12 protein-coding genes and 1 pseudogene are annotated in these 14311 nt (G+C 50.4%); 6 read left to right on the top strand and 7 right to left on the bottom strand.

The features are described from left to right. Positions 1-235 precede the first annotated feature (235 nt). Together N836_RS49345 and N836_RS49340 are read left to right on the top strand one after the other, a co-directional pair. Entirely contained in the window at positions 236-1267 is a 1032-nt protein-coding gene (locus N836_RS49345) for a WD40 repeat domain-containing protein (RefSeq protein WP_161634958.1), read from the top strand. Between the two features lie 158 nt (positions 1268-1425). Next, a complete protein-coding gene (locus N836_RS49340) occupies positions 1426-1746 on the top strand; it encodes a CU044_2847 family protein (protein WP_023072155.1) in 321 nt (106 codons plus the stop codon). A gap of 574 nt (positions 1747-2320) precedes the next feature. Here the strand turns inward: N836_RS49340 and N836_RS49335 are convergent. After that, on the bottom strand, positions 2321-5119 hold the full coding sequence (locus tag N836_RS49335) for a tetratricopeptide repeat protein (RefSeq protein ID WP_023072154.1): 2799 nt from the start codon (positions 5117-5119) through the stop codon (positions 2321-2323). A 98-nt stretch (positions 5120-5217) separates the two neighbouring features. Then, on the bottom strand, positions 5218-5742 hold the full coding sequence (locus N836_RS49330) for a pentapeptide repeat-containing protein (protein ID WP_023072153.1): 525 nt from the start codon (positions 5740-5742) through the stop codon (positions 5218-5220). A 218-nt stretch (positions 5743-5960) separates the two neighbouring features. Here N836_RS49330 and N836_RS49325 point away from each other — a divergent pair, with 218 nt between their 5' ends. After that, on the top strand, positions 5961-7475 hold the full coding sequence (locus tag N836_RS49325; protein ID WP_023072152.1) for a SagB/ThcOx family dehydrogenase: 1515 nt from the start codon (positions 5961-5963) through the stop codon (positions 7473-7475). A gap of 64 nt (positions 7476-7539) precedes the next feature. Here the strand turns inward: N836_RS49325 and N836_RS78185 are convergent. The 3 genes and pseudogenes from N836_RS78185 to N836_RS49310 form a co-directional block, all read right to left on the bottom strand. Next, positions 7540-8415 (bottom strand): annotated as a pseudogene (locus tag N836_RS78185) (NAD(P)-dependent oxidoreductase); the annotation flags it as partial. Positions 8416-8542: 127 nt separating this feature from the next. After that, entirely contained in the window at positions 8543-8776 is a 234-nt protein-coding gene (locus N836_RS49315) for a hypothetical protein (protein WP_023072150.1), read from the bottom strand. Between the two features lie 214 nt (positions 8777-8990). Beyond that, positions 8991-9956, bottom strand: coding sequence for a formylglycine-generating enzyme family protein (locus N836_RS49310; protein WP_023072149.1), 966 nt, complete (start codon positions 9954-9956; stop codon positions 8991-8993). A 429-nt stretch (positions 9957-10385) separates the two neighbouring features. On the opposite strand from N836_RS49310, the gene N836_RS49305 reads away from it, so the two are divergent. Beyond that, positions 10386-10994, top strand: coding sequence for a hypothetical protein (locus N836_RS49305; RefSeq protein ID WP_023072148.1), 609 nt, complete (start codon positions 10386-10388; stop codon positions 10992-10994). Positions 10995-11138: 144 nt separating this feature from the next. On the opposite strand, the gene cutA is transcribed toward N836_RS49305, so the two are convergent. Continuing rightward, positions 11139-11480 (bottom strand): divalent-cation tolerance protein CutA, encoded by a 342-nt coding sequence (gene cutA, locus N836_RS49300; RefSeq protein ID WP_023072147.1) that lies wholly within the window; start codon positions 11478-11480, stop codon positions 11139-11141. 34 nt (positions 11481-11514) lie between these two features. Further along, positions 11515-12441, bottom strand: a complete 927-nt coding sequence (locus N836_RS49295; protein ID WP_023072146.1) for a pentapeptide repeat-containing protein — start codon at positions 12439-12441, stop codon at positions 11515-11517. A 186-nt stretch (positions 12442-12627) separates the two neighbouring features. Here N836_RS49295 and N836_RS49290 point away from each other — a divergent pair, with 186 nt between their 5' ends. Together N836_RS49290 and N836_RS49285 are read left to right on the top strand one after the other, a co-directional pair. Continuing rightward, positions 12628-13326: a hypothetical protein gene (locus N836_RS49290; protein WP_023072145.1), complete on the top strand. Its 699-nt coding sequence runs from the start codon at positions 12628-12630 to the stop codon at positions 13324-13326. Then, a complete protein-coding gene (locus tag N836_RS49285) occupies positions 13323-14228 on the top strand; it encodes a DUF3598 family protein (RefSeq protein ID WP_023072144.1) in 906 nt (301 codons plus the stop codon). The genes N836_RS49290 and N836_RS49285 overlap by 4 nt, the downstream gene beginning before the upstream one ends. Positions 14229-14311 lie beyond the last annotated feature (83 nt).

Below are 14311 nucleotides of genomic sequence, written 5' to 3'. Positions count from 1 at the left end.
GTACTTGCATGAAAGTGCTGCAGTGGTGCAACCGTTAAAAGCCATGATCATTACTTCAAAATCTACCGAAGCTCCAGAAAAGAGATCGTTTTTTAGAAATTTTGGTGACAGATTATCTCAGTTTAAGCAACAGCCAGCAGCCAACAGTAAGAAAAAACGTAAAAGGAACAGCTCGACCCTTGAAAAAATCAGTCTAACTAGCCTGGCCATAACCTGCATCGCTGTTGCTGTAGATATGACAGCTTCTCCAATGATTATTCGCAGAGGAACTGCCTATGTAGCTACTGATTTGGCTACGGCTCAGGCATCAATTGGGTTTGATAGTCGGTTTGGTTCCAGGCAAGCATTTACAACTGATGCAGTCACCTATGGCAGTACTGCGCATACCAGCAGCCAGATTTTTGCAACGGGACATGCTGACGGCACCGTGTCGGTTTGGGACTCTATGTCCGGGGAGTTATTGCAATCTCATCAAGCCCATTCTGATGCAGTTGAAAATGTTGCGTTTAGTCCCAGCGGCAGGCTTATGGCTAGCGGTAGTTGGGATAACGACATTCACATTTGGAACCTGATGACAAAACAGGCATTTCATACGTTGGCGGGGCATACCGATGATGTGAAAGCGCTGGTCATCAGTGCCGATGGTCGTTTGTTAGTCAGTGGTAGCTTTGATAAAACCGTCAGAGTTTGGGATATTTGGACAGGTGAACCATTGCATACATTTGAGCATCCCCATGGCATTACAGCAGTAGCGATTAGTCCCGATGGTAAGACCCTCCTGAGCGGTGATCGACGCGGCATGATCCATGTGTGGGATCTTGAGTTGGGGATGAAGCAGATCACATTACATGTTCATAAGAGAACGGTGTGGGATTTAGCCTTTAGTCCTGATGGCAAGATGTTTGTGAGCGGTAGTCAGGATAAGTCAGTGATTTCGTGGGATCTGCAAAAGTTTGAGCCGATCTGCCTGTTTATCGGTCATGATCGGGCGGTGTATTCGGTGGCGTTTAGCCCAGATGGACGCACGGTGGCCAGTGGTAGCTATGACCAGACGGTAAAGCTATGGGATGTTAAAAGCCATCAACTGGTGCAGACGCTGGAGGGGCACGATATGGCGATATGGGATGTGGAGTTTGATGATCAAGGCCAGGTGTTGATGAGCAGTAGTGCGGATGGTGCTGTACGGTTTTGGGCGGTGGAGTGGTTGATGCAGAGGGCGGGAGGATGGGAAGAGACGTTGCAGGCAACGTCTGTACGTGCCAATTAGCGACAGTGCCTTCATTGTCTAAATTCATTTAAGTTTCCTGGCACATCTGAGTCATCCCTTAACGGGGGTGGCTTTTTTTTGCCTGTCGAAATGTTGCTGATGGGTTGGTCGACTGTGGCAAGAGCGCTATAACAGAGCTGATGTTTTACTGCTTGCTAATGAACTATGAATCTGGCCAAACGGTGCCTGTAGAGTTAGAGGATGGCAGCTTGATTTATGTAAAGGTAAAACCACCTCAAATCACACGTGGTGATTCAGACAAGTTGGGGCCTAAGTCTTCCTTTGATAAGGTCACGTCTTCGATTGAGGGAATTGTGACGGCCATTGCTAAGCCAATTAATGCGGCAAAACCCACAAAGGCGAGCGTGACGTTTGGGGTGGAATTGGAAATGCAGGAGGGGCTGTTGATTGCAGCGTTAGCGAAGGGGACAGGTAAGACGAGTTTAGAGATTACCCTAGAGTGGGAAAAGGGTGAGTAGTATAAACTTGAATTATCGCTCATTTCTGTCTTATAGATAGATGCTATGTTGGTCTCCAATGCGGTTTTTATCTCCTATCGACGTAGTGACAGTAACGATGTCACTGGGCGTATTTATGATTTTTTGAGTCAATATTTTGGTGCTGATGCTGTGTTTAAGACTGTTGACTCAATTCCGCGCCCTTACTCGAGTGAGTGTAGATTTTCATGTTCAGACTTGGGTTCAGAGGATTCAATATTGTCAGGAGAGTGGATTGCTCTTCCTGCAGAAGATTGGCGGCGGCTACATTCACCGAATACTGTTAGAACATTTTGCCCAAATGGAACCCCCTCGTAGGTTGGGTTGATAATTCGTCCAATATTCTTTGCTTTATAACGATCCGTTGAAACCCAACAATTGATAATTCCAGGCTATTTTCCTTAACCCCCAACCCAAGATTAACATTTGAGATTTTTAAACGTGGCGTGGGGTATCGATTGTTAAGGTTTTGGAAATATAGCGTAGGGTACCGATTGTTGGGTTCGCGAGACAGTAAAAGAGCGAGAGGTGTTGGGTGAGCGGAGTCGAACCCAACCTACGCGACCAATTCCTTGAACCAATTGTCCTGCCAGATATCCTCAAAGCTCTCATCCGCCTGAGCTTCTTCCTTATAGCGTGGGTCAATCTGTACCGCCTTTTGCAAATTCTCTAACGACTTATCCGTCTCCCGCTGCAGGGCATAACAAACGGCACGATTGTAGTACGTCTTGGCATAGTTCGGATTTAGCTCCAGCGCCTTTTCAAAACTCTTAAGCCCATCCCGGTCCCGTCCTAACTTCACCAGAGCCAACCCGCGATTATCCCAAGCCTTGACCAAATCTGGCTTAAACCGGGTGGCCTTTTCAAACGAAGGTACCGCATCCTCAAAGCGCTCTAGCTCCATCAGGGCCAGACCCCGATTTAACCAGGCTACCCCATCATTTTCTTGAATATTGACTGCCTTATCAAAGGATTCAAACGCCTCCTGAGTCTTTTGCAAAATGCCGTAGGCCACCCCGCGATTTACCCAGGCTTCGTGGTAAGTAGGGTCAAGGGCAATGGCCTTATCAAAGGAGATAATCGCCTTCTCTCGCTGCTTGAGACGGCTGAGCACCATGCCATTATTGAGCCAGGCTTTTGGATCGCTATTATCCAGCTCAATTACTCGCTCAAAGGTGGTCAAGGCATCTTCATAACGACGTAGCTCCCGCAGCACCAGCCCCCGCTGATACCAGGCTGCAATCCGCTGGGGTTCAAGGTCAATGACCTTTTGCAAGGCTGCTAGAGCCTCATCCCGACGCTTGAGCTGAGTGAGGGGCTTACTGCGGGCTAACCATAGATCCGCATTGCTGGGCTGAATGGCCAGGGCACGATCATAGGTGGCAATCGCTTCTTCTAAATTGCCTGTCTCTATCTGGCCTTCAGCAGTGGCTATCAGCTCATCAATGGTTTCAAATAACTCGGGACGGTTGGCCTGCAGCCGCGATAGGCGCTCGGTCAAGCTTTGTAGCTGGGTTTGAGCTGTATCGACAAACGAATCGGCCACATATTCAGGAGTGACTTCGCCAAGCTGGCGCATAATCTGATCTTTCTGCACCTTGGCATCTGTTTGCAGTTCTTCCAACTGCTGGGCAAAATTCTGTTTTAGCTGTTCCAGGTCAGCAACGGTAGCAGACTGTTCGCCTTCAAACTTAGCTTTCAGGCCATCCAGGGCCGTGGCAAACCGCTCGGCAACGACAATCAGCCGCTGCTGGGCTTCTTGCTGACGTCCTCGGGCGGTTTCGGCTAGCTCATTAATTTGGTTGCCGAGGTTGGCGTCAAAGTTGTTGAGCTTGTCGATTACCACATCCCGACGACCAAAGACAACGTCTCGGACTTCGCTGAGCTGCTGGGTAAATTCGTTTTCTAGCTGACGCAGGCTTTGTAGTGACTGTTGTTGCTGTTGGGTAATGCCTGACTGCAGCTCATTCAGCTGACGGTCAAAGTCTCGGGCGGTGACTTCAATGGTTTGCAATGTGCGGGACTGCTGGTCTCCGGTTTCACTTTGTAGCTGGTTGAGCTGATTTGAAAAGTTGTTGGCTGTTTGCTGTAAGGCGCGAAATGATTGTTCGCGTTCGGTGCTTAGATCACCCTGCAGTCGGTCTAGCTGATTTCTAAAGTCGGTGGCGACCTGGTCCATATCGCCCAACAGCACACCCTTGCGGCCTTCGACATCGACCTTGAGGGTGGCAAACTGGGTCAAGAAGTCGTCTGTGGACTGGCGTAGCTGTTGCATCAGGTCGGCTTTGCGGCCTTCGATATCGTTGCGTAGTTGTTGAAATTGCTGTTGTAGGTCCCCAACGGAGCGTTCAATGGTTTGTAGGGCTAATTCTTTATGGCCCAGGGCGTTGGCCTGTATGTCATTGAGCTGCTGGGTAAATTCCCCTCGATCCTGCTGCATGTCGTCAATGATGCTGTCCCGCTGCTGCTCTAGCTGGGTTTTCATGGCCTTGCGCAGGTTTTCTAGCTGGGGGCCAATGTCTTTTTCCAGATTGGCGAGTTTTTCTAACCAGCGATCGCGATGTTCAATGGTCTCAGCCTGTAGCGTACCAATCTCATCAGAAAAGATAGATTCCTTACGTTCTAACTCATCGAGAAAAATGCCCTGGCGATGGTCGGCGGTGGCTTTGAGCCCGGAGAGATGATTGTCGAGGGTAGCTTGGGCGCTGTCTAACCCTTGGAAAACGGACTGCTGCTGGCGACGGGTATCGGCTTGTAGAGTCTGCAGCTGCTGAATAGCGGCGTTTTTGAGGCTGTCTAATTCTTTAAGAAAGTCGGTTTGCGTGGTTCCCAGGTGCTGACGGGCATCGTCTAGTTCGGTCTGCCAGTCTTTAATGGTTTTGGCTTTTAGCTCAGTGATATCGGCCACCAGGTTGGTGAGAATATCACGCTGGGTGGTGAGGTCACGCCGAAAACTGCTGGAGCGTTCGCTCAGTTCGTCGGATAGGTCACCGGCCTCAGCCAAAATGGTATTGAGTTCACGGCTGGCGTTGCGGATTTTACCTTCGAGGTCGCTCATTTCATTGAGCTGACTGCGTACGACGGTGGCCACCTCGTTAACCACGGAGCGTCGCAAAAACCAAAGCATGACCACGCCGACGCCCAGCAGCAGAATCAGGGTACCCAGCAAAATGACAAACAGGGTCGTGGCTCGACCCATGGCCCGATCGGCTTCTTGCTGCAGCCGCTCAACCTCAGCAGCGGGGGCGGCGGTATTGGCTTGGGCAAAAACTGGTTGGATGGGGCTACACATCACTATCAGCATGAGGGCCAATTTGGGCCAGTTAGCGGATTTTGATGATGCGCTCACAGTCATAGGGGCAGGTAAGGTCTGAAAGACTGCTCATAGCATACCTGAGCTAGTGCGGCTTGCTTTACTCTTTGGTGGAGGGATTCCCTGACTTGAGAGTTCGGTTAATTTTCCATGGGGTAGCCATTGGGGTCGATGGTGGTGCGATCGCAAATTGCCTCACTCAAATCGACGGCCTGGGCTCGAAATAGATTTGCCCCTCGCAGGTCCGCATTAGTCAGTTGCGCTTTAGTTAGGATAGCTCGACTCAGATTTACCTGACGCAGATCGGCTCTCGTTAGATCGGCCCCCGTCAAATCAGCTCTGTAGAGATTGGCCTGATAGAGCTTAGCCCCCGCCAAAATCGCCCCCCGCAGATTGGTATAGGACATCACCGCCCCCTGCAGCTCAGCATTTGATAAATCAGCTGCCTGGAGAAACGCATTGCCCAGGTTGGCTCCGGTCAAAGTCGCTTGAATTAACCGGACTCGACTCAGTTTGGCATAGGGCAAATAGGCTCCCTGGGCCTGGGCACCGCTCAAGTCGCAGTTTCGTATATCGCAATCAAACAAATTGGCTGACTCTAGCACAATGCCTTGAAAGTCACGTTTCCCAGCTTGATAAGCCGCCAAGAATTCATCAACTGTCATACACTTATCTACGTCAAAATAATCAGATACGGCGGGGGTAGCCGACTGGCTAAATGAGGCTAACTCTAGAAGTCCCTGGCAGCTAGAGACGATATGTTACAGAATGTAAATTAAGATACATATCGTAAAAAATGGCCTTTCTTAAGCGTCACTTAAGGTTTTCTGGGGGCACCCTCGGCCTTGGGGATCCATTCAACACATAGCTTCACTCCACAACTATGACTGAGGCATCGCGTTCTCTTGCTCATCACTATCACCAGCGCACCAAGTATTTCCCCGATGCGTTGCCCCGAGGCACCTTAAACTGGGCTGAACAGCCGGATGTGTATAAACACTATCCTCTGGGCAGTCGTTTTGATTTACAGGGATATTTAAGGCCGGTGGAGCAGGCGAGCGATCATTGGTGGCAACGGCTGTCGCAGTTTTTGTTCCACAGCTATGGATTAACGGCTAAGTTCACCAGCACTACTGGAGAAACGGTCTATCTCCGGTCTGCGCCGTCGGCCGGGGCGCTATACCCGGCAGAGATTTATTTGATTTCCCGTGGCACGTCTCATCTGCCAGCGGGTTTGTATAACTATCAGGTGAAAACCCATAGCCTGGTGCGTTTTTGGGACGATCATCCCTGGCAGCGGCTACAGGAGGCGTGTTTCTGGCACCCAGCCCTGGAACATACGCATCTAGCCCTGGTGACCAGTGTGATTTTTCAGCGGTCTGCCTGGCGCTATCAGGCGCGGGCCTATCGTCGGGTCTGTCTGGATACGGGGCATCTATTGGGCAATATCGATCTGGCGGCTTCTCTGTGTGACTATCGACCCCATTTGATTGGGGGCTTTGTGGATGATGCGGTGAATGATTTGCTGTATCTGAATGCGGAGGAAGAGGGGGCGATCGCAGTACTAGCCTTGGCTGACTTGCTGCAGGTGGAGCAAAATTTGCCACGGGGATGTACGGCGCTGCCCAGCGCCTTGTCCATTGAGACGGTTCCAGCTGATGATGAACAGCTGCTAGAGGCGCTGCATCAGGTGAGTAAAATTACGCCGCAGCCGGATAAAAGTTTGGAGCAGGCCCAGTTAGATCATCCGCGCCAGTTAGCGGGGTCTCAATATGCGTTTCCGTTTGGGAATAATGCCAGCACTAAGGTGACTGCCATCAGCTGGGGGGAGGGTTTAGAGTATCTGACTAAAGCGATGTTGCACCGTCGTTCCACCCGGCGCTATCGAGGAGCGGCGATGTCGCTAGACCCGCTGCGACAGCTATTGGATTTTACGTATCATCCTGAAAATTACAGCGATCAGGGGTTTGATGCGCAGCCTGATTATTTTGATTTAAGTCTGATTCAGACGTTTATCGTGGTTTTGGGGGTCAATAGTCTGGATACGGGCTGTTATTACTATGATCCAGCCGCGACTACCCTGCGACAGGTGCGGTTTAAGCATTTTCGCCGGGAGCTACATCATTTGTGCTTAGGGCAGAATTTAGGTCGCGATGCTAGCGTGGCAATTATTCATACGGCGAATTTGAAACGGGCAATTGAGCGATATTGCGATCGCGCCTATCGGTATTTGCATATGGATGCGGGGCATCTGGGCCAGCGGTTGAATTTGGCGGCGACCCGATTGGGGTTAGGCGTTAGCGGCATTGCCGGTTTTTTTGATGACCAGGTGAATGATGTGCTGGGTATTCCTGAGGATGAGGCGGTGCTTTATATCACGACGATTGGGGTGCCTTAAAAGGGGTGGATGGGTGGATGGGTGGATGGGTGATGGGGTGGATGAGTATGCTCCCTGCCACCCTCTAAATGCCCCCCATTTCTCTCAAACTGCGGGCGATGGCTGACATGTCTTCATCGCCAAAGCCTTGGGCAATCAGACCACTTTCAATTTGCTCTACATAGGCGGCCATGGGTAGGGGCAGCCCTAGCTCACGGGCTGCTTCTAGGGCAATTAATAGATCTTTGCGGTGAAGCCGCATGCGAAATCCTAAGGGGTAGGTGTTGTCGAGCATATTGCCGGAGCGGTTGGTAAAGGCCCAGGAGCCAGCGGCACCACCGCCGACAGCCTGAACGACTTTTTCCATATCAAGCTCGGCTTTGAGCCCCAGAGCTAGACCTTCTGCGACGGCCCAAAAGGTGCCGGCTACCACAATCTGATTGATGGCTTTAGTGGTTTGACCTGCGCCGTTGGGGCCAATGTGGGTGATGGTTGTGCCCATGGCTTGTAAAACGGGCATGGCTCTGGTGAATGCGTCGGCTTCACCGCCCACCATAATTGAGAGGGTGCCGTTTTTAGCACCTTCTGAGCCACCGGATACTGGAGCATCAAGCATGGCGATCTGTTGGCTTGCGAGTTGGGTGGCAATGGTCCGCGTCGCAGTGGGGCTGATGGTGGACATGTCGATGACCAGGGTGTTAGGCTGTGCCCCGGCAATCACACCCTCAGGACCGAGGATGACGGCTTCTACATCGGGGGTATCACTGACGCAAATGACGACGACTTCGGCAGCGGCAGCGGCAGCGGCAGGTGAAGCGGCTCGCTGGGCTCCGGCTTCGACCAGGGGGAGTTCGCGATCGCGACTACGATTATGAACAGTGAGGTGATGCCCGGCGGCTAACAAATTCAGTGCCATGGGGGTACCCATCGTACCGAGGCCAATAAATCCAACCTTCACGTCATATACCTCCGAGTAGAGTTATCACAAGGCAACCATAGCAAAGGCTCCCCGAAAATACTTCAGGAAGCCAGACTATGTGAAATATTCGGTTTTTAGAGACAATGCAATATCCAGTTTTTAGCCGATGTTAGCCAGCACAGGGGTCAGCCGGAGCCGCACAGGGGTCCTCAGGGGCAGCACAGGGGTCTTCAGCGGGAGCAGCACAGGGGTCTTCAGCGGGAGCAGCACAGGGTGCCACTTCTTCAGTGGGAGCAGCACAGGGGTCAGCCGCACAAGGGTCAGCCGCACCGCCACAACCAGCCAAAACACCAATACTGAGCATAGATGCAGCCGCAACAGCTGCCATGTAGTTAACTTTCATTCAGAGGGCTCCTCTTAAAGCATTGAACAGATAATAATGCAGCCGAAACCAAATCGACAAATTAATCCATCAAATATTATTCGAGCCAAAGATTAATTTTGCCTGAGAGAGGGCTGCTAATTAGCTGAAAGTCGAATCGGTTCAACCCTGATTTTTCAATGACCGATACTTTATGGAAAAGGGAAGTAGTGCAACAGATAAATATTGCTGATAACTAGCGCTGTGGGTCGGATACCAGGCGAAATCCAAATAAGATGTGGCGATAGGTCGTAGGTCGGCCATGGCGATAGGCCGTACGACAAAATCCTGGTAGATCATCCCAGGCACAGCCTTTCATAATGGCGCGTTCCTGGCCGTCTTGTCTGTACACTGTGGAGGTAAACTCAAACACATTACCCGCCATATCTTCCACACCGTATACGCTTTGGCTGAGGGGATACGCACTCACCCGGCTGGTACCTGTAGGTCCATTTTTTTGCCAGTTAGTGGCCTGACCTTGCCAATTGTTACCCCAGGTAAAGTAGCGACCATCCTGACCACGGGCTGCTTTTTCCCACTCATCTGCAGTTGGCAGGCTATATTCCACGCCATCTTCTTGACTTTTCCAGGCAGCATAAGCCAATGCATCTTTCTGAGACACTAGCACTACTGGATAGCTAGCTTTACCCGGTGGAAACTGGAAGCTTCTCCAAAAGTAGGGTCGTAAATCCTGGTAGGAGTGTACCAGCATATTTTGCTCTTGATAGTTCTCAGGGGTAATACCGGGCTGATGATAGCCAGTGGCCAGCACAAATTCTTGATATTCTTCGTTGGTGACCAGGTTGCGACCGATGCAAAATGCCGCCATGCGCCGGGTGCTTTGGTCTGGTTCAAAATCAAACCATCGCTGTTGACGTAGACGCGTTTCCAACTCCGCGACATCTTCAGGGCGATCGGCCAAGGCCTCGGCCGAAATTCGGTAGGCATAATCTCGCTCGGCTTGATCACTACCCGCTACGTAGCGACCACGCTCAATGTATACAGAATCCTGCACACAGCGACTATCTTGACTATTTGAGGTAAGGCTATCGTTCAACGCTACCTGGGAATTAGCCTGGCCACATCCGGCAATCAAGGAAACTCCCAGCAGTGCCCAGACTAGAGGCCGACGCAGGTATCTGGTTGAGCGTGAGTTCAGCATTCGTACCACAAGTGTTTTAGGGGCGTTAAAAGAGTCGAGTTTTGTTTGAAAGATTTACGAAGGTTGGCATTAGTTATCCTGCCAATCGATTCAAACTGAGAGGAAAGGAATAGAACAGAAGATAATAGGTTCTGACTATCAAAGCTGCAAAAAGGTTTATGGCGCAAATCCCTTTCAGGCCATATGGCTTAATCTCATTTGTCTATTGGCCTAGTTGGTTGACCGATTCGGGGACTCTAATTGTCAGCGTCTAGGTATGGTTTGTCTAAGAACATGCTTTGGATACACGGCTGTTACAAGATTAAACGTTTCTTTCGTATACCATTGTTACAGTGAAGCAATGTTCTAAATATCAGCCTGTAACTGTATCTTTGTCTTGTTGAAAATCTAAGATGAAGCGGTTAATACAGGCCATCTACTTTTCTGCCTATGACGAATCACAATTGGCTGGTGACCGAAGATGGTCAGTACACTACGTTTGGTAATACCGATGTACAAGCTCCCGAGCGGGTCTATCGGCTATACCGATTCTTAACTGATTTAGAAGATATTTTGGCCGACGAGAGTGATAACAGTCGTCGTATTCAAAAGATCACACCGCTGGTGCGTCAGTTGTTAACAAGTTCCTACTGGCTACAGATGGAATATGATCCACCGTCCGCCAAAACGGGGTGGTCTGTCAAATTTTTATACCGAGAGTACGAATTCCCCCTAACTGTGCAGATGGTAGCTTGGGCCCCAGGCCAGGTGTCAACCATTCATAACCACGGTACCTGGGGGATTGTTGCTATGATCGGTGGTGAAGAAAAAAATCGTCTGTGGCGACGTTCTCCTACTGCAGAGCAACCCCATCGTCTGGAAGCTGTTGATGAGAAAGTCTTAGGCCCCGGTGACATTATTGGGTTTACCCCTGGCGCAATTCATCAGGTACAACCCCTGGGCGATGAACCGACAGTCTCCTTTAATCTCTACGGCGTCACTGACTATAAGACTCGCTATGCATATGATGTTGAGGCTCAGACAGCTAAGCTGTTTTGAGTCCGAAGTGGGGATGGTGTAGTGACTTTGGCAACACCTGAGTGAGTAGATGTTACTGAGTAGAAGCGCTCAAGCCTGGTACCCTTTCCTTGGCCGTAATTGGGATAAGATTTTATCGAGAGAGAAACGGCACAAGCAAATCCTTTACTCCTTATATCTTTCCTTGTCAACCTGTTCTCTGATCCACTGTTCATAGGCTTCGGTGCTCGCAACCATTGGCACAGCGATGATTTCAGGTAGATCGTAGCTGTGCTGTTGGGTGACTTGGGTGGCTATTTGTTCAAATAAGGCCAGGTCAGTTTTGATCGTCAGCTGATATTCAGCATCATTGTGGATGCTCCCCTGCCAGCGATAGATGGATTGAATAGGAGTGATGCTGACACAGGCTGCCAGCTGGTTGTCAAGTAGGCTCTCGGCAATTGTGCGGGCTTCGCTTTCAGAAGCTGTGGTAACAAGTATGAGACCTAGCTGGGACGATGTAGCCATAGATCCATAAGGGCTGAATGTGACTGGCGCGGGTCTATCTGACAATAACAGATGACAGCAGTCCCATATTTAGCCTGGAGGCTATAACTGGGGGCTGCTGCGACAGGGGTGGAATTGCCACGGGTTGACGGTGGAACTCCGGATCTGCTGACGTCATGTTTGGTGTGGAGTTATCTAACAGCGTATTGCTGACGATCGCACCGGTTAGATCGACCTGATTGAGGGTAGCTCGGCTGAGATCGGCGTTAACAAGATTGGCCCGCTGTAATTGGGTGTAGTTTAAATTCACTCCCACCATGTTGGCCCTCTGTAGATTGGCATGCTGCATCTGGGCTGAGGACAAATTGGCAGCTGTTAAATTGGTCTCCCGTAGATCGGCTCCTTTCATATGGGCCTGGGAAAAGTTAATGCCATTGAGGTCAAAGCCGCGAAAATTGAGTCCGTTTAGTCGCGCTCGTTCTAAATTGGCTCCATTGAATTGAACAGCGGTGATATCGGCTCCATAAAGTTTGGCTGCGCTTAAATTGGTCCAGGCCAAATTTGTACCCCTGAGTTGGGCTTCTCTTAGATTGACGCCTGGTAAGGCCGCACCGCAGAAGTTGGCGCAGTGCAAACAGCTTTGGCGAAAGTTTACATGGGACAGTTGAGCCCCACTGAGGCGAGCATGGGAGAGGTCGGATTTGATCCAAAAGGCACCACGACCTTCAATCTTGGTGAGATTGGCATGGTTAAAGTTACTTTCACTTAATTTGGCAAACTCTAGATTGGCGCGCTGGAGCTGGGCACCAACAAATTGCCCTTTGGTGAGAAATGCTCGACTGAGGTTGACCCCTGTAAGATTGGCACCGGATAGATCAACATTGACTAAAATACAGTTCGACAGATCGGCACCGCTCAGATTAATTCCTTTAAAGTTTCGATGGCCTGATTCGTATAGCCGCAGGAACTCGTGAACTTTCATCGTAGGTTAGGACCTGATTGTTTATAAATCACTGCCGTTGGTGAGTGGCAGTTGTCTACAAAATCACGCTAACGACATTCTTTATAGGTTAGACGGCACCCCGTACAATAAGTGCAATGGTTGATGTTGGTTGATATACCAACTTAAAACTTAAAAAAGTCTAAATTTTCAACACACCGTAACGATATGACTACGCCTAAAGAGATGGCGATAAACCCTTTACTACTAGGACGATGGCAATCATTTGCCCTGGGGGCGCTGTGGTTAGGTTTTGTAATCTATGCGGTGTTACTGTCACCGCCGAGTCAGCCCGATACTCTAAATGTGATTCTCCACCTATCCACAGGACAGTGGGCTCAGCTCAATCCTATGGTGGTGGTTTTGTTTAATTTGATGGGGGTATGGCCGGTGGTCTATGCCAGTTTGGCGATCGCTGATGGTCGTGATCAACGTGTACTTGCCTGGCCGTTTGTAGTCGGGTCTTTTGGTGTTGGAGCCTTTGCGCTTATGCCGTATTTGGTTTTGAGAAAACCGACCTGTGATTTACCCTATCGGGCGACGGAGACTGTTTTGCTCAAAGGGTTGGAACATCGATTGGTGGGTGTGGGTGTAGCGATCGCAACCCTCTTACTCATCATCTACGGTTTTGCCCAGGGAGACTGGTATGAGACCTGGCAGGACTTTCTTCACCAGTTTGCCACCAGTCAGTTTATCCATGTTATGAGTTTAGATTTTTGCCTGCTCACCCTACTGACACCTAGCCTGTTGTGGGATGACATTGCTAGACGTAATCTATCCCCTGGCTGGCGAGCGGTCTCTCTGGTGCCGCTGTTAGGAGCGGCTGTTTATCTGGCACTGCGTCCTGCTGCTGTCGCCCCACAATGACCCACTTTAACGATATTGCCATTGAGCATCTGTGGGATGCAGAGCAGTGGAGCTATATCCGCAAGAATGTTGGCGAATGGCGAGGAGCTTTTATGCAGTTCTCCCCGATGGCACACCAGGTGAGTGAGACCCCTAGTGTGCTCACCCTGAAAGAAGATCGCCCTAATCAGCATATGACCCTGGTCTTAAAGCGTACCCCTCCAGGCAAAACCACCCACACCCTGGAGCGAGACCTTGGCTACCCTGGTGCCATTCCCTATGTCTGTTTTTTCCCGACGGGTGCATTCTCCCAGGGAGCGATGCAGCGATATCCCTGCAGTAGTTTTGGGGCTGAGTTTTCTCTACTGTCTGACCATCGACGGATGCGGCTAGTGCAGCTGTATAAGGGTAGCGCCAGCGGAGACCATATCCTCGATTATGTCACGCTCATTCCGGAATATCGCTTTTCTGACCAGGGGACACCCTCAGAAACGATGCCCCCTGTTTTAACGATTGACACTCTTTTAGGGGAGTGGCGGGGGGAATGTCTCTATTTACCCGCCACCATGGAGACTCCTCAGGTGAGTACCAGCTATTGGCAGGCTCAAGGTTCAAAACAGGAGTTGATCCTGTCATTTACCCCTGACGATAATCGCCCAGACCAGAAGACACCTAAAACAGTGCCACAACGATTTACTCCGGTCGATCAGCAGCGCTGGCAGGCTGTCGAACAGTCGCTACAGCTTTGGCTGTTGCCTGGTAATGTCAGCTGCACGGTGTATCCTCAGCTGCCAAAACACTACGGTGCTCAGATTGAACTCTGTTGGTATCTATCGACCCATCAGCGTCAGCGCATTGTCCGAGATTATGATGACACTGGTAACTGGTTAGGGACATCTCTGATGTTGGAGGCACGGGTGTGATGGGTGCTGTTTCTACACGTTGAATAGTATTCATCCGCCTTTGTCTCTCGCCACCAATACCCATAGCCTCAATTGCATACCTC

It is taken from the genome of Leptolyngbya sp. Heron Island J, assembly GCF_000482245.1.
Lineage (GTDB): Bacteria > Cyanobacteriota > Cyanobacteriia > Phormidesmidales > Phormidesmidaceae > Leptothoe.
Note: the sequence above shows the minus strand (reverse complement) of the source record. Positions and strands in the feature narration are given on the sequence as shown.